General features: G+C 36.3%; 17 protein-coding genes and 1 pseudogene. 11 read left to right on the top strand and 7 right to left on the bottom strand.

Translation table 11 applies throughout. The features are described 5' to 3' along the window. The 4 genes and pseudogenes from EGH73_RS13950 to EGH73_RS13955 form a co-directional block, all read left to right on the top strand. A pseudogene (locus EGH73_RS13950) lies at positions 1–420 on the top strand (type I restriction endonuclease subunit R); the annotation flags it as partial. A 15-nt stretch (positions 421–435) separates the two neighbouring features. Next, positions 436–1,197, top strand: a complete 762-nt coding sequence (locus EGH73_RS01265; protein WP_123280326.1) for a LytR/AlgR family response regulator transcription factor — start codon at positions 436–438, stop codon at positions 1,195–1,197. Positions 1,198–1,377: 180 nt separating this feature from the next. Then, positions 1,378–1,512: a hypothetical protein gene (locus EGH73_RS14265; RefSeq protein ID WP_262605293.1), complete on the top strand. Its 135-nt coding sequence runs from the start codon at positions 1,378–1,380 to the stop codon at positions 1,510–1,512. A gap of 35 nt (positions 1,513–1,547) precedes the next feature. Beyond that, positions 1,548–1,685 carry a hypothetical protein gene (locus tag EGH73_RS13955; RefSeq protein ID WP_184808052.1) on the top strand — a complete coding sequence of 46 codons (138 nt, stop codon included), beginning with the start codon at positions 1,548–1,550 and terminating at the stop codon, positions 1,683–1,685. A gap of 65 nt (positions 1,686–1,750) precedes the next feature. On the opposite strand, the gene EGH73_RS01270 is transcribed toward EGH73_RS13955, so the two are convergent. After that, the gene (locus EGH73_RS01270) at positions 1,751–2,104 is read right to left on the bottom strand and encodes a hypothetical protein (protein ID WP_089767870.1); all 354 of its coding nucleotides are present in this window, start codon (positions 2,102–2,104) and stop codon (positions 1,751–1,753) included. A 168-nt stretch (positions 2,105–2,272) separates the two neighbouring features. Here EGH73_RS01270 and EGH73_RS01275 point away from each other — a divergent pair, with 168 nt between their 5' ends. After that, positions 2,273–2,821, top strand: coding sequence for a type 1 glutamine amidotransferase domain-containing protein (locus EGH73_RS01275; RefSeq protein ID WP_123280327.1), 549 nt, complete (start codon positions 2,273–2,275; stop codon positions 2,819–2,821). Between the two features lie 135 nt (positions 2,822–2,956). On the opposite strand, the gene EGH73_RS01280 is transcribed toward EGH73_RS01275, so the two are convergent. After that, positions 2,957–3,298, bottom strand: coding sequence for a hypothetical protein (locus EGH73_RS01280; RefSeq protein ID WP_143036745.1), 342 nt, complete (start codon positions 3,296–3,298; stop codon positions 2,957–2,959). Positions 3,299–3,801: 503 nt separating this feature from the next. On the opposite strand from EGH73_RS01280, the gene EGH73_RS01285 reads away from it, so the two are divergent. The 6 genes from EGH73_RS01285 (at position 3,802) to EGH73_RS01315 (ending at position 10,576) form a co-directional block, all read left to right on the top strand. Further along, the gene (locus tag EGH73_RS01285) at positions 3,802–4,338 is read left to right on the top strand and encodes an NADPH-dependent FMN reductase (RefSeq protein ID WP_089767864.1); all 537 of its coding nucleotides are present in this window, start codon (positions 3,802–3,804) and stop codon (positions 4,336–4,338) included. 300 nt (positions 4,339–4,638) lie between these two features. Further along, positions 4,639–5,631, top strand: coding sequence for a phosphoribosylformylglycinamidine cyclo-ligase (gene purM, locus EGH73_RS01290; protein ID WP_089767863.1), 993 nt, complete (start codon positions 4,639–4,641; stop codon positions 5,629–5,631). A gap of 283 nt (positions 5,632–5,914) precedes the next feature. Continuing rightward, complete coding sequence (gene purN / locus EGH73_RS01295; RefSeq protein ID WP_123280328.1) at positions 5,915–6,478, top strand: phosphoribosylglycinamide formyltransferase; 564 nt, start codon at positions 5,915–5,917, stop codon at positions 6,476–6,478. A 255-nt stretch (positions 6,479–6,733) separates the two neighbouring features. After that, positions 6,734–8,251 carry a bifunctional phosphoribosylaminoimidazolecarboxamide formyltransferase/IMP cyclohydrolase gene (gene purH, locus EGH73_RS01300; protein ID WP_123280329.1) on the top strand — a complete coding sequence of 506 codons (1,518 nt, stop codon included), beginning with the start codon at positions 6,734–6,736 and terminating at the stop codon, positions 8,249–8,251. Positions 8,252–8,644: 393 nt separating this feature from the next. Further along, positions 8,645–9,829, top strand: coding sequence for a proline dehydrogenase family protein (locus EGH73_RS01305; RefSeq protein WP_123280330.1), 1,185 nt, complete (start codon positions 8,645–8,647; stop codon positions 9,827–9,829). Between the two features lie 228 nt (positions 9,830–10,057). Continuing rightward, positions 10,058–10,576 carry a DUF421 domain-containing protein gene (locus tag EGH73_RS01315; RefSeq protein WP_123280442.1) on the top strand — a complete coding sequence of 173 codons (519 nt, stop codon included), beginning with the start codon at positions 10,058–10,060 and terminating at the stop codon, positions 10,574–10,576. Between the two features lie 96 nt (positions 10,577–10,672). Here the strand turns inward: EGH73_RS01315 and pncA are convergent, their stop codons facing one another. From pncA to EGH73_RS01340, 5 genes are all read right to left on the bottom strand, one after another. Continuing rightward, entirely contained in the window at positions 10,673–11,278 is a 606-nt protein-coding gene (pncA, locus tag EGH73_RS01320; protein WP_123280443.1) for a bifunctional nicotinamidase/pyrazinamidase, read from the bottom strand. A gap of 119 nt (positions 11,279–11,397) precedes the next feature. Further along, a complete protein-coding gene (gene pruA / locus EGH73_RS01325; RefSeq protein WP_123280332.1) occupies positions 11,398–13,023 on the bottom strand; it encodes an L-glutamate gamma-semialdehyde dehydrogenase in 1,626 nt (541 codons plus the stop codon). A gap of 127 nt (positions 13,024–13,150) precedes the next feature. Continuing rightward, positions 13,151–13,447: a hypothetical protein gene (locus tag EGH73_RS01330; RefSeq protein ID WP_089767851.1), complete on the bottom strand. Its 297-nt coding sequence runs from the start codon at positions 13,445–13,447 to the stop codon at positions 13,151–13,153. 63 nt (positions 13,448–13,510) lie between these two features. Next, positions 13,511–14,374 carry a 2-hydroxyacid dehydrogenase gene (locus EGH73_RS01335; protein WP_317124630.1) on the bottom strand — a complete coding sequence of 288 codons (864 nt, stop codon included), beginning with the start codon at positions 14,372–14,374 and terminating at the stop codon, positions 13,511–13,513. Between the two features lie 188 nt (positions 14,375–14,562). Continuing rightward, on the bottom strand, positions 14,563–15,240 hold the full coding sequence (locus EGH73_RS01340; RefSeq protein WP_123280333.1) for a DedA family protein: 678 nt from the start codon (positions 15,238–15,240) through the stop codon (positions 14,563–14,565).

A 15,240-nucleotide genomic window follows, 5' to 3' on the forward strand; every position in this document is an offset into this window, starting at 1 on the left:
ATATATCGAGGATTCATAAAATTAAATACTTCCATTTCGCTTGACAATGCTGAATCTGTTGTTGACCCTCAAAACCCAAATGTTCGTGGCGCGCACGGCGAAGAGGAAAAGGATGAATTGGAAAGCATTATCAATGGATTTAACGAAAAATGGTTTCAGGGTTGGGAGGCTACGCCGGAAGATCAAAAGGTGAAATTTATATCTTTGAGTAAATCTGTAAAGGCACATCCGGACTTTAATGCAAAAGTAGCACAGAATTCCGATGACCAAAACAGAGAATTAGCTTTAAAGAAAATTCTTGATGATGTGATGGCTCAACAGAGAAAGCAAGAACTGGAACTTTATAAACTTTACGCTCAGGATTCTTCTTTTTATCAGGCTTTTTTAAATACAATGAAGCAGGTGATTAATGTAAGATAGACTAAACTAAATCTAATGCACCACACCCACCGCATCGCCATTCTAGAAGACAACAGTAAGCAGCTGGAGAAGCTGGAACTGTATCTGGAGCAGATTCCAAATGCGGAGCTAGTGCTGAAGAGCAGGAGTTCCGATCATTTTTTCCAGGAGTTTGACAATGCCCACCCCGATATTCTGATAGCCGATCTGGATCTGGGCAATGACAGTATGACCGGAATGGAAGTGGCGCAGGAAATCAGGATTCCTGTGTTTTTTGCAAGTGTCGACACCCGCGAGTATGTTGAAAATATAGAACATCTGAAACGGGATGCGGAGATCTGTGTGGATCATATTACCAAACCGTTCAGCGAAGCGCAGTTTGTAAAAAGCTTCAGACGCTTTTTGCAGGAGGTATCATACTTTGCGCCACCTGCATATATCTACCTGGATTTCAATAAAACCAAAAAGAACAGAATCTTGATAGATGATATTGTCTATCTATGTGCCGATAAGATGGCAGGCTCAGAATCCAATAATAAACAGATACACTTCATCAATCGAAAAGCGGAAAACCTGATCGATTTTTCTTTCTCCAGGATGGAGGAAAAAGGACTTTTAAAAACAAAGTTTCTGACCATTCACAAATCCTTCCGGGTGAACAAGAAATACATCCGTTGCTACCACAAAAAATCTGAGACCATAGAAATATCAGTATTTGATGACCTTATGAAGATCAGGACTCTGCATCTGCCTGTATCTGAAAACTACCAGAGTAGCATAAAAAAAGAGCTGGGATAGCCGCTCTCATTCTCCAGAAAAAAGCTTTTGTTCCTACGCTTCCGATGTTGTTTCCGGAAGCGTATTTTTTTTGATTTTCGGATGATGTTTTGATAAGTCTATAGTGTCGACAAATTTTAAATGCGGAATCCGAAAAGCAATTAGAGTAGGAATTTAAAAACAAACAATTTAAACATTATTATGAGTCACTCTAAACCAACACCAAAACCAGCTTCAACAAAAAAAGCAGGGTCTTCTAAACAGCCGGCACCAAATCCAAACTGGCCAAGTAAGACAGGAGAACCTTCAGGAAAAAGAAGAGGGAACAATTTTTAAAACAATTAATTGATAACAACTTAAACAAAAATATAATGGCTAAGACAATCAAACCACAGGATAACGCTGCTAATATCAAGAATGCGAACAAAGGTACTAGTGGTACTAATAAGCAATACGAAAAAAACCAAGGCAACAGAGGACAACAGCTGAACCCTAATCGTAAAAAATAATTAAGAGCCTGAGAATAATCTCAGGTTTTTTGATTTTGTAGATCTAAAATAATCGCTGAAGTTTGTCAATTCAAAAACTCAGTCGGTTGTATGCGCACCGCATATTCGCTGCCTAGGAAAAGTGGATTACCGTGCTTCTCCGACCAGAAACCGTCTAATATATGGGCATTAAGACTGCGGTAAACGGCAACGCCTTTGTAAACTTTGCCTTCATCATCCTCATATCGGAAGTTAATCACCAAAATATCATTTTTAAAAAAGCCTGAACCAGACTGGGTATGATCACCAATCGTCCAATTTGCCACTATACGCTGGTTAGCATCCAGACTTAGGCTCAAGACACCATAATAAACAGAACCATTCTCATCCTGATTGCTTCCCTCGATGCTGTAGTGTCCTACAAGTTCCTCTATAGTCATAGCTGTTGAATTATAAGATTGATTCAAAGATAGCCAACCGTTTTTAATCGACAAAGCTATAAAATCATGTCAATCGGAAACTTTTAACAAATTTTAAACTTTCTACAGTAGTGTGCGGCATCATTTTTTCTAATTGACATACATATTAACACTAAAAAATAAAATATTATGTCAAAGAAAGTAGCCATACTGGCAACCGACGGATTCGAAGAAAGTGAATTGAGCTCTCCAAAAGAGCATCTTGAAAAGCAGGGTTGGACTGCCCATATTGTAAGTCCAAAATCAGGAACCATCAAAGCTTGGGCAGAAACAGACTGGGGTAAAGATTATGATGTGGACAAAACTCTGGATGAGGTTTCTGCATCAGATTATGATGCGCTAGTATTGCCGGGTGGTGTTATCAATCCGGATCAGTTAAGGACTAACGAAAAAGCTTTATCTTTTGTGCAAGACTTTTTCCAGCAGCATAAGCCTGTAGCCTCTATTTGCCACGGACCACAAATCCTAATTAATGCAGGTGCGGTAGAAGGCAGAAAAATGACTTCGGTAGAATCAGTCAGTATCGACCTGAAAAATGCAGGAGCGCAATGGGAAGATAGTGAAGTGGTAGTGGATAAAGGCTTGGTGACTAGTCGAACGCCTAAAGATCTACCGGCTTTCAATGCTAAAATGGTAGAAGAAATCAAAGAAGGAAAGCACGAGGAGCAAACATTGTAAAATTATTAAATAATTGAGAAGCCTGAATATCTGACGTATTCAGGCTTTTTTTTAAGTTAGTAAATAAAAAAATCATCAATAAGATTCCAATACGAATTTACTGATGATAGATTTATAAAAGATATTAGTGTATTTCTAGATTCGAACTTCATTGACACTTAACTGATCAATGAGGTTCTGCAGATGTTCGATGTCTTTCATCACTTTCCGGTACGAAGATTTAGCATAATCTGCAAAGCTGTTGCGCTCAGGTTGTAAGCCTTCTTCACATACCGTGTTGAATTGCGGCTTTTCTACGATATCATCTTTATAATCGTTCAGACAAGCATCTATTGCAGATCGTTTTCTTTTGCAAGTGATGCGATTCTTCAGTCTTTTGAGTGAGCTTAGCATATAAGGATTGTCATTGTAAGGATTAACGAAACTGCTTTTTTCTTGCGCTCCCTGAAATATGAAAAAACCGTCTTCCCCGGTCATTTTCAAAAATTTGTTATCAAATATCATAGTGTAAAAAGGTGTTAAGTTATATTCGAATAATTGAATTTATGATATGTTGATAATCAATTATAAGACCACAAACTTCTTTTAGGAGACTGATGAGCATCTTTTTTCAAAAAAATTATAGCCGCTCGTAATGAGTAGTTATAATGATGGGCATTAATATATTGTCTTGACAAAAATGAAATTAATTAATGAATTGTAAAACAAGTTTGTACGTATGCGCTGAAAGGCCTAATGAATTGTTAAGATGATAATTGCGGGGTTTTAAATGCATCATCATCATCATCTAATAAAAATAAAAAAATATGTCTGAATAATCAAGGAAGTGGACGTATAGTTTGATTATGAAAACTAGATTAGCATCGAAATATGGATCATTATTTTCTTTCGTTTTTTTCCAAAATCACAAAATCATATCTTATGTCAATTCATTTCCGTTGAAAAGTCTCTACATTTGGTACTTGAAAATTTACAGTTAAATGAAAATACTAGCATTCGGAGCAAGTAACTCCAAAGAATCCATCAACAAAATATTAGCAGAATATACAGCGAAACAATTCGAAAATGCAGAAGTGGAACTGCTTGATCTTAACGATTACGAAATGCCCATCTTTAGTGTGGATAGAGAAAAGCACGACGGAATCCCAACTTTAGCTTTGAGATTTGCTGAAAAAATAGATGCTTCAGATTTATTGATTATTTCTTTTGCAGAATATAACAGTACTTATACCACAGCTTTCAAAAATATATTTGATTGGATTTCTAGAATCAAAGACAGAAAACATTTCGGCGAAAAACCAGTATTTGTATTAGCAACTGCGCCAGGGCCTGGAGGCGGAAAAAATGTTGTTGCTCATTTCGAGACTAGAGCACCTTTTAGTGGAGCAAATGTTTTGCAGAGCTTCGTATTGCCTAAATTCAAAGAAACTTTTGATATCGAAAAAGGAATTGTGGATGAAGAAAAGAATACTGAGTTTCAGAAGAAATTGTCTGCTGTTAAAAACTTTTTTGAATAACATTTTGGAATGTTGTGTTAAGAATGCTTAACTTTGCTACAAAGAAAAATGAAATTTAATCCGATGGAAATCCCACAACTTCATTTCAAGCAATCTATTAATTCTTGCAAAAAGAATGATACAATTGCCTCCGAACTTGTGAGCTAAAATAACGGCCGACTATCTTAATAAGATTGTCGGCTTTTTTATTGGAATAAAACTGAAAGTAAAGTTTGAAATAAATCTAATGAATTCCAAGATTCTTTCAGGTTTTCAAAAGCCTGAAAGAATCGAAAGAATCGCAATTCTGAAAATCTAAAAATGAGCAATACCTACAAGTCAGCCGGCGTTGACAAAGAAGAAGGTTACAAAACCGTGGATAAAATCAAATCTGCCGTTGCAGAAACCCATAACAAAAATGTTCTGAACAATCTGGGAAGCTTCGGTGCGTTCTATGAGATTGCTGGATATAAGAATCCGGTGTTGGTCTCTGGAACAGACGGTGTAGGAACCAAACTGAAAGTAGCGTTGGATTCTAAAAAGTACGATTCTATCGGTATCGACTGTTTTGCAATGTGTGCTAACGACATCCTTTGTCACGGAGCAAAACCACTGTTTTTCTTAGATTATTTAGCTTGTGGAAAATTGGATTCAGACATCGCTGCAGAAATCGTTCTTGGAATGGTAAATGCTTGCAAGGATAACAATTGCGCTTTGATTGGTGGTGAAACTGCCGAGATGCCAGGGATGTATCAGCCGGGCGATTACGATGTTGCCGGATTCTGCGTAGGAATTGTAGAGAAAGACCAAATCATCGACGGTTCCAAAATCAGAAAAGGAAACAAAATCATTGCAATCCCAAGTTCCGGATTTCATTCCAACGGATTTTCTTTGGTAAGAAAGATTTTCCCAAATTTCGAAGAAGAATTCGAAGGGAAACCATTATACGAGACTTTGCTTGTGCCAACAAGATTGTATTATAAAGACATTCATAAAGTTTTGGAAGAAGTTCCTGTTTGCGGGATTGCGCACATCACAGGAGGCGGATTGTACGAGAATGTTCCGAGAATCATTCCCGATGGACTTTGCGCTGCTATAGATGAATCTAAAATCAAAGTTCCAACCGTGATGTTAGAACTGGAAAAACGAGGAAACATCGATAGAAAAGAGATGCACGGGACTTTCAATATGGGTGTGGGGATGGTTTTGGTAACCGATGAGAATCACGTTGACAAAATCCTTGACCTTTTGGAAGATGCTTATGTTGTAGGCGAAATAACAGAAGGAAGCGAGAAAATTACTTTAAATTTTTAGGAGCTTAATCCCGCTATCCGCTATATCTTTTTTGTTTTTTAGACGTTTTGTCATTCCGAACGAAGTGAGGAATCTAAAAAAACAAAAAAGGATGTCGCTACTATCGGGGCTAAGTAAACATTATGGTTAAAAAACTCTTTGCTAAGTAAAACGCCTTTATCTCAATATGTTTATTGTTTTTAAAGGAATCGATGATTATGCCAAAGGCGAATTGCGAACTTAAAAACATTGAGTATTAAAGAAAAGCTTTGCGGACTTTGCGTTTAAAAAGCATAGCATTAAAATGAAAAACTTAGTCATACTAATTTCAGGTTCAGGAACCAATCTTCAAAGAATCATTGACTGTATCAGCAACGGCGAAATCCGAAATGCAAAAGTGAATCTGGTGATTGCAGACAGAGAATGTTTCGGATTGGAAAGAGCAAAAAAATATAACATCCCGAATTTATTAATCAAACGTGGAAAAGACTTTTCTGAGAACTTAGAAAATGCAATTCCGGAAGATACAGATTTGATTGTCTTGGCTGGTTTTCTATCTATTTTGAAACCTGAGTTCTGCAAAAAATGGGAAGGTAAGATGATTAATATTCATCCGGCGTTGTTGCCAAAATTTGGAGGAAAAGGAATGTGGGGACATCACGTTCACAATGCAGTGATTGAAGCCGGAGAAAAAGAAAGTGGAGCAACCGTTCATTTTGTGACTTCGGGAATCGATGAAGGCGAGATTATTCTCCAAGGGAAATTTGATGTTGAAGAAAATGATACAGCTGAAACATTAGCTCAAAAAGTTCATCAGATTGAATATGATATTTTCCCAAAAGCCATTGATTTGGTTCTTAATAAATAAAATTGATTTAATTAAAGTGAAAATGGTATTTTAATTCGTAAATTACTTTAATATAATGATTTATGACTTTTAATTCAAATTAACTTTAATCTTAAAAATGAAATCTAATAGCTCCGTTGGAGCAATCTAATAATAGAAATCCGGAGGTGAAAGAACCGGTAAATCACAGTTTGAATAAAACTGTAAAAAGTAAAATTTGAAAGAAAAAATGAACAAATCGAAGATTCGTGAATTCATTTGAAAAAGTTAACATTTATGAACAAAAAGAGAGCACTTATCAGCGTATCTGATAAAAGCGGTTTGGTAGATTTTGCCAAATTTTTGGAAGCTAACAATTACGAATTGATTTCCACAGGCGGCACTTTCAAACATCTGAAAGATGCTGGTCTTAATCCAATCCAAATTGATGAAGTAACCGATTTTCCAGAGATGCTGGACGGAAGAGTGAAAACGCTTCACCCAAAAGTTCACGGCGGATTGTTGGCAGTTCGTTCCAACGAAGAACATATGAAAACTGTTCAGGATTATGAAATCGGATTGATTGATATGGTGATTGTGAATCTTTATCCATTTTTTGAAAACGTGAACAAGGATATTTCTCTTGACGAAAAAGTAGAATTCATCGATATTGGTGGGCCTTCTATGTTGCGTTCTGCAGCTAAGAATTTCAATTCTGTGACAGTTTTGACAGATGTTAATGATTATCAAATCGTTAAAATCGAAATGGAGCAAAACGGTAATACTTACATTGAAACCAGAAAAAAACTTGCTGGAAAAGTATTCAACCTGACTTCTGCTTATGATGCGGCGATTTCCAGTATGCTTTTGGATGAAGAATATCCAACTTACTTGAACGCTTCTTATAAAAAGGTTTCTGACCTTAGATATGGCGAAAATCCTCATCAGTCTGCAGCTTATTACACATCGACTTTTGAAAACGGAGCAATGAAAGATTTTGAGATTTTGGGAGGTAAAGAATTGTCTTTCAATAATCTTCATGATATGGATTTGTGCTGGAAAGTGGTTAACGAGTTCAAAGAAGAATTGGCTTGTTGCGCCGTAAAACACTCTACGCCTTGCGGTGTTGCCGTTGGAACTACAGCTTTGGAAACTTATACCAAAACTTTCGAATGTGACCCGGTTTCTATCTTCGGTGGAATCATCGGAATGAATTATAAAGTAGATGCTGCAACAGCTGAGGAATTGAACAAAACTTTCCTTGAAATTGTTATGGCAACAGATTTTGATGAAGATGCTTTGGAAATTCTTAGAAAAAAGAAAAACCTTAGAATCATCAAAATCAAAAATGCAGTTAGCGACAAGCAGGTTTGGGTAAAAATCGATGGAGGAATGCTGGTTCAGAATGCAGATGACCAATTCTCAGAAGATATCAAATTAATGACAGCAACAGCTCCGACAGAAGAACAGAGAAAAGCTTTGCTGTTCTCTCAAAGAGTTGTTAAATATGTAAAATCCAATGCAATCGTGGTTTCAAATGGGGTTCAGGCCATCGGAATTGGTGGTGGACAAGTGAACAGAATCTGGGCAACGCAGCAAGCAATTGAAAGAGCAAAATCGAAATTCGATGGTAAATTGGTTTTGGCTTCGGATGCGTTTTTCCCGTTCAGAGATGTAGTGGATTTCTGCGCTCAGGAAGGTATCAAAGCGATTATTCAGCCGGGTGGAAGTATGAAAGATAATGATTCTATAGAAGCGGCGAATGAGCATCAAATCCCGATGTTATTTACAGGGATGAGACATTTCTTGCATTGATAATTAACCACAAAGTCACAAAGATTTTAACACAAAGAGCACAAAGTTTTTTTATTCTTTGTGTTTTAGGTTCAAAAAAGTTGAATTGTGGAATCCTTCGACTTCGCTCAGGATGACAGCGCTAGTACTGAAATTTTTATTATAAATGTCAGGCTGAGCGGAGTCGAAGCCTTGAGATATAAATTTAACCCTTTCAGAGTTTCAAACTCTGAAAGGGTTTGTTTAATAATTAATAAAAACTATTTGTAAAAATTATCGTTATTTCTAATGATTTGAAGTTATAGGTAAAGAATCAATTTTTTGCTGAATTAATTTTATAATTCTGATAAAATTTAGCTTCAAAAGTAATACAAAAATCGAAATAATATTTACATTTGAGACCAAATTTTGGATATGAGTATTTTCAACGATACAAAGCTCGCATTTGCCGATAAAACGGATGCTCAGCTCAAAAAAGCCTATTGGATGTTCAAGGCGATTGAAAAGCCAGCATTTACCAATATTGGCGTTTCTCTTCTCAATTTTACCGTTAGGAACAATTTTCCGTTTGTGGATGGAATTGTGAAGCAGACTTTGTTCGAACAGTTTTGCGGTGGCGAAACCCGTGAAGAAAGTATGAAGGTTGTGAAGCAGATGTTCAAACGTGGCGTTGGAAGTATCTTCGATTACTCGATTGAAGGGAAAGAAGAAGAAGAGGTTTTTGATGCGGTTTGCAAGGAAATTAAAGATATTGTGAGATTTTCTGTGGGAAATCCTGCGATTCCGTTCATTGTTTTCAAACCAACGGCTTTTGGAAGAATTGATATTTATGAAGAAGTTGGAAAAGGTAAAGAACTCACAACCAGTCAGAAAGAAGAATGGAATAGAATAGTCACTCGTTTTGATGAAGTGTGCAGACTTTGTTATGAAAGTGATAAAAAAGTAATGGTAGATGCCGAGGAAACTTGGATGCAGGATGCGGCCGACCAGCTTTGTGAAGAAATGATGGAGAAATACAACACGGAAAAAGCCATTGTTTGGAACACCATCCAAATGTACAGAACCGGCCGTTTGGAATATATGAATGCTCATCTGGAAAGAGCTAGAGAAAAAGGTTATTTCATTGGTTATAAGATTGTTCGCGGTGCTTATATGGAGAAGGAAAGAAAGAGAGCCGAAGAGCAAAATTATCCAGACCCAATCCAGCCTAATAAACAAGCTACTGATGATAATTACAATGCCGGAATCGATTTTGTTATGGTACACTTGGACAAGGTTTCTGCATTTTTCGGAACACATAATGAGATTTCGTCCGAATTGATAATGGATAAAATGAAAGCCAAAGGTCTGGAACACAACAATCCACACATTTATTTTGGACAGCTTTACGGGATGAGTGATAACATTACTTATTATTTAGCGAATCAACATTATAACGTGGCAAAATACCTTCCATACGGACCTGTAAAAGATGTTGTTCCATATCTTACCAGAAGAGCGCAGGAAAATACTTCTGTTGCAGGACAAACAGGTAGAGAATTAGGATTGATACAGAAAGAATTAAAGAGAAGAAAATATAAATTAGAAAATCCGCTGTGAGGCGGATTTTTTTATAAACTATATAAACCAATCTATTCCTTTTTCTAATTGTTCAAAAAAATCAATAAAAGATTTTCCAATTTCTATGTTAAAGAATTTGTCTAAATCGATAAATGGAGAAAGAACAATTGTCCTCACAAAGCTTTTGCAATATAAAAAATAGGCAAATTTTAACTTAATAATATCTAGAAAACTATCTATCTTTATTTGAATAAATTTTTTCAAACATTGAATCCAATTCTTGACATCGTTATTCGTTCGCTGGCGGTTTACTTTTTTATGGTGATTGCTGTGCGTGTTTTTGGAAAAAATCAATTATCACAGCTTAATGCGGGCGATGTCATTCTTTTGCTTCTGATAAGTAATGCCGTTCAGAACGCGATGGTTGGTTCCAACAGTAGTTTACAAGGTGGAATTGTCGCCGCTTTGGTTTTATTTGTTGCAAATTTTGTCGTGAAGAAATTTATTTTCAAGAATCAGAAAATCAAAGAAGTGATAGAAGATCACCCTTATATTTTGGTCAAAGATGGGGTAGTGTATCCTGAGATTTTAAAGAAAGTCTCCATTTCCGAAGATGAACTGGAAGAAGCTGTTCACGAACACGGCATCGAAAAAGTGTCTGAAGTGAAATTAGCGATTCTGGAAGTAGATGGAAATATCAGTGTGATTTCGACTGATAAAAATACCGAACAAACGCATTATTCCAGACATAAAATTAAGATGAAAAGGAAGTTTAGGAATCAGTAAAAGCATATTATAAAAACACTTCGACTCCGCTCAGTGTGACAAAGTTTAATTAACAATGTCAGTCTGAGCGGAGTCGAAGACTTTAAAAAGTTTGAATTACGCTAAAATAGTAATTCCTTTTTCAGCTAAATCATAAATCGTATTTCTTGCGCTGTCTGGTTTTACATTCACAGCTTTTGTTCCGTTGAAATGTAAACAAGTTATAAAACCTGCATTGAAAGCGTCAATCGCAGTGAATTTCACACAATAATCCAAAGCCAACCCAACAATCTCAACCAACTGAATATCGTGGTATTTTAGGAAATCTTCAAGACCAGTTTTCATAAAGTGATTGTTATCTTGAAATCCGCTGTAGCTGTCAATTTCAACATTTTTTCCTTTTTGGATAATGTGTGTGACTTTATCTCGATTCAAATCTTTATGAAACTCTGCCCCAAAAGTTCCCTGAACACAATGATCTGGCCACATAAACTGAGGAACGCCATTTAGAGAAATTGTTTCGCCAACTTTTTTTCCGTTGTTTGATGCAAAACTTTTATGATTGGAAGGATGCCAGTCTTGGGTTAAGACGATTTGGTCATATTCGTTTTCTTCCATCAGAAGATTGATATAAGGAATGATGCTGTTAGCTTCTGGAACGGCTAATGCGCCACCTTCACAGAAATCATTTTGAACATCAACTATAATAAGTGCTTTTTTCATTTTTTTATTTTTGTAGGAAGTCAGAAGACCGATGTCCGAAGTTTTCATTATTATGTTTTAATGCCTTTATCCGTTTCCGAATTGCAATCTTCTGACTTCGATCGTCCGACCTCTGACTTTTAATCTAAATATGGATATTTGTAATCTTTTGGAGAGACAAAAGTTTCCTTGATACTTCTTACAGAAACCCAACGCAATAGATTCATTTTAGAACCTGCTTTGTCATTGGTTCCGGAAGCTCTTGAACCACCAAAAGGTTGCTGTCCTACGACTGCGCCAGTCGGCTTATCATTAATATAGAAATTTCCTGAAGCATTTTCCAACGCTTTATAAGCCTCTTCTATTGCATATCTGTCCTGTGCGAAAATGGAACCAGTCAAAGAATATTGTGTCGAAGTATCAACTAATTTCAAAGTATCTTCCCAGTTTTCGTCTTCATAAATATAAACTGTAAGGATTGGTCCGAAAATCTCCTCTACAATACTTTCGTAATAAGGATTGATGGTTTCTATAACAGTTGGATGCACAAACCAACCCTTGGAATCATCATATTTTCCACCGATAATTACATTGGCATCATTTGCAGCATTTGCTCTGTCTATATAACCTTTGCATTTCTCGAAAGAGTTTTTGTCGATTACGGCATTCACGAAGTTGGAAGGATCTTCAGGAGAACCAACTTTTATAGTTTTCATCTGAGCTTCCATCACCGCTTTTACGTCATTCCAAAGTGATTTTGGGATATAAGCTCTGGAAGCAGCAGAGCATTTTTGACCTTGATATTCGAAAGCTCCTCTTACCAAACCTGTTGCCACTGCTTCAACATTAGCAGACGGATGAACCATTACGAAGTCTTTTCCGCCAGTTTCTCCAACGATTCTTGGGTAAGATTTATAGTTATGGATATTATCTCCAATCATTTTCCACATTCCTTGGAAAACCTTTGTAGAACCTGTGAAATGTAGTCCTGCAAAATCTGGATGCGCCAAAACTTTCTCAGCCGTTTCTTTCCCGTCTGTGAAAATCATATTGATAACCCCATCCGGAAGTCCAGCTTCTTTGAAAACATCCATAATCACTTTAGCTGAATAAACTTGCTTATCAGACGGTTTCCAAACCACCACATTTCCCATCAAAGCCATACAAGCTGGCAAGTTTCCAGAGATAGCAGTAAAGTTGAAAGGCGTAACTGCAAAACAGAAACCTTCCAGCGGTCTGTATTCTACACGGTTCCATATTCCTTTGTCAGAAACGGGTTGTTCTGCGTACATTTCAGTCATAAACTCTACGTTGAAACGCAAAAAGTCTATGAACTCGCAAGCCGCATCTATTTCTGTCTGATGAACATTTTTAGATTGCCCAATCATAGTAGCAGCGTTTATTACATCTCTGTATGGTCCTGCTAATAATTCGGCAGCTTTAAGAAAAATAGAAGCTCTGTGTTCCCATCCCAAAGCGTTCCACTTAGTTTTTGCAGCAAGCGCTGCTTCAATAGCATTGTCCACGTGAGACATATTACCTTCATAGTAAAAACCAAAGTCGTGCTGGTGATCCTGAGGTGAGCTAAGTTTTACTTTTTTGTCTGTTTTTACTTCTTTTCCACCGATTATCATTGGGATTTCGGTTTTTTCACTCCACATTTTTTTATAGGTGGCAATCAGGCTTTTTACCTCTTCAGAACCTGGTATGTAAGATTTTACAGGTTCGTTAATAACGGCAGGAACCTTAGAAATGGCTTTAGACATAAATTGAATTTTTTAATTTTTACAAATTTACGACTTGCATTTCAATTAAGGAGATGTTCCAATACATAATTTATGAGCAAAATAAAAGGCTACCTTTTTTGTAGGTAGCCAATATCTATCATTTGATTCAGATCAGATCTTCATTTACTTCTTCATGATCATCTTCATTATCACTTGTGCTGTAATAATTATTTTCTTCATCCGGCAGCTGACTGTTAATCTGTTCAAAATTGTCATCATCCACAGCACCGGGAACATCTAGTCCAAAAGGCATCTCATCATTCACCAGACCAGGATTTATGATTGGATTACCATCTCCGTCTATCGGAATATGCTCTTCACGGTTAAAAATATCTTCGCCTGGATTATAATCCATTTCTTGTAACTTTCTCTCTTGCTCGTTGGTGTTATCTTCTGGTATCATAATATTTTGATTTTAGTTATAACAAGCAAGACAAATATGATTCCAAGCTGGAAATTTTAAGAATTAATTATCATAAACTTCGGGATTGCCACAAGTCGGCATTTTTTCATTTTTAGCAAAAGCAACTATATTCTCTGCTGCTAATTTTGCCATTCCGTTTCTGGCTTCAATCGTTGCGGAACCAATGTGCGGAAGCACACAAACATTTGAAAGTTCAATTAGAGGATTGTCTTTGTCTATCGGTTCTGGATTTGTTACATCTAAACCTGCGCCCCAAATTATTCCTGATTTCAAAGCTTGGAGCAAATCTTTTTCGTTATGAAAACCACCTCTAGCTGTATTGATGAAAATCAAATTTGGCTTCATTTTTTCAAAAACCGATTTGTTAAATAAATCAGCTTGTTCCGGCGTATAATTGGCGTGGATGCTGATAATATCTGATTCTTCAATTAATTCATCAAAAGTGACATATTTTGCTCCGAGTTCTTTCTCAGCTTGTTCATTATGGGGTCTGTTGTGATAGATAATTTTCATTCCGAAGGCAGCTTTGCATTTCTCAGCCATTTCAAAACCGATTCTTCCTAAACCAAAGATTCCTAAAGTTTTACCATAAAGCTCCTGCCCCAATTCTTCCAAAGCATCAAAATCTTTCCACTTTCCGGATTTTATTTTTTCGATGTTGTAATTCACTTTTCTGGATACCATCTGCATTAATAAAAATGCTACGTCTGAAGTAGCTTTGCTTAGAACATCTGGTGTATTTCCAATTGGAATTTTTCGTTTTGTAGCTTCGCTAATATCGACTTGGTCAAAACCTACTGAGAATAATGCGATGGCCTTTATATTGGGGCAAGCGTCAAAAAATTCTTTGTCGTATTTATTCTTTCCCACATTCAAAAGAAGATCTGCTTTTTTACAAATTTCCAGTCATTCTCTGTGCGATGAATTTTCTATTTCTGATGTTATAATCTCCAGATTATTTTCTTTTAAAATATCCATTCCAACTTGCGGAATTTTTTTGTTGAGAAATACTTTCATCTTAATACTTAGATTTAAATAAAAAAACCGGAAACTAGATCCGGTTTTATGTGTTGTTCAAGATTTTTTATCAAAAATTATTCCTGGGTTGGTCTTTCTTTGTCTTTAGTGAAAAAGAATTTGATAATAATAGGAAGCGTAGTGACTAAAACGATAACCAAAACAATCAATTCAAGCTTCTTTTTAAGATCAATTCCAAACTGATCCATAAAAAGTTTATCAAGATAATGACCTGCAAAAATCATAGTAAATGACCACAGTATTGCTCCAAAAACATTGTATAAGAAAAATTTCTTTTTCTCCATTTTCACAATTCCTGCAACGATGGGAGAGAAGGTTCTCACAATCGGGAGAAATCTGGATAAAATGACGGCAACTGTTCCGTGCTCTTCAAAGAAATCGTGTGCTTTGAAAAGGTATTTTTTCTTGAAAAGCAAGCTGTCTTTTCTCTCATACAACAATGGTCCGCTTTTGTAACCAAACCAATATCCAATTTCGTTTCCGATGATTGCCGCAATTGCGACAGCTGTTGCTAAAATCGTAGTATCCAGGAAATCTGAACCTGTTGTCCCAAAAGTGGCATCAATGATTTTTACGGCATAAATTCCGGATATGAAAAGTAAACTATCACCTGGCAAGAAAAAACCAATAAAAAGTCCGGTTTCTGCAAAAATGATGAATAAAATAAGCCAAAATCCACCTAAATGGATGTAAAATTCAGGGTTTAATAAGTCTTTCCAGCTTTGGTACTCCAT

It is taken from the genome of Epilithonimonas hominis (assembly GCF_003730015.1).
In the GTDB taxonomy this organism is placed as follows: Bacteria; Bacteroidota; Bacteroidia; order Flavobacteriales; family Weeksellaceae; genus Epilithonimonas; species Epilithonimonas hominis.

Bases quoted from the DNA above. Each gene is read 5' to 3' on its own strand.
- EGH73_RS01265 (WP_123280326.1), top strand. From the start codon at position 436: ATGCACCACACCCACCGCATCGCCATTCTAGAAGACAACAGTAAGCAG.
- EGH73_RS14265 (WP_262605293.1), top strand. From the start codon at position 1,378: ATGAGTCACTCTAAACCAACACCAAAACCAGCTTCAACAAAAAAAGCA.
- EGH73_RS13955 (WP_184808052.1), top strand. From the start codon at position 1,548: ATGGCTAAGACAATCAAACCACAGGATAACGCTGCTAATATCAAGAAT.
- EGH73_RS01270 (WP_089767870.1), bottom strand. From the start codon at position 2,104: ATGACTATAGAGGAACTTGTAGGACACTACAGCATCGAGGGAAGCAAT.
- EGH73_RS01275 (WP_123280327.1), top strand. From the start codon at position 2,273: ATGTCAAAGAAAGTAGCCATACTGGCAACCGACGGATTCGAAGAAAGT.
- EGH73_RS01280 (WP_143036745.1), bottom strand. From the start codon at position 3,298: ATGACCGGGGAAGACGGTTTTTTCATATTTCAGGGAGCGCAAGAAAAA.
- EGH73_RS01285 (WP_089767864.1), top strand. From the start codon at position 3,802: ATGAAAATACTAGCATTCGGAGCAAGTAACTCCAAAGAATCCATCAAC.
- purM (WP_089767863.1), top strand. From the start codon at position 4,639: ATGAGCAATACCTACAAGTCAGCCGGCGTTGACAAAGAAGAAGGTTAC.
- purN (WP_123280328.1), top strand. From the start codon at position 5,915: ATGAAAAACTTAGTCATACTAATTTCAGGTTCAGGAACCAATCTTCAA.
- purH (WP_123280329.1), top strand. From the start codon at position 6,734: ATGAACAAAAAGAGAGCACTTATCAGCGTATCTGATAAAAGCGGTTTG.
- EGH73_RS01305 (WP_123280330.1), top strand. From the start codon at position 8,645: ATGAGTATTTTCAACGATACAAAGCTCGCATTTGCCGATAAAACGGAT.
- pncA (WP_123280443.1), bottom strand. From the start codon at position 11,278: ATGAAAAAAGCACTTATTATAGTTGATGTTCAAAATGATTTCTGTGAA.
- pruA (WP_123280332.1), bottom strand. From the start codon at position 13,023: ATGTCTAAAGCCATTTCTAAGGTTCCTGCCGTTATTAACGAACCTGTA.
- EGH73_RS01330 (WP_089767851.1), bottom strand. From the start codon at position 13,447: ATGATACCAGAAGATAACACCAACGAGCAAGAGAGAAAGTTACAAGAA.
- EGH73_RS01340 (WP_123280333.1), bottom strand. From the start codon at position 15,240: ATGGAGTACCAAAGCTGGAAAGACTTATTAAACCCTGAATTTTACATC.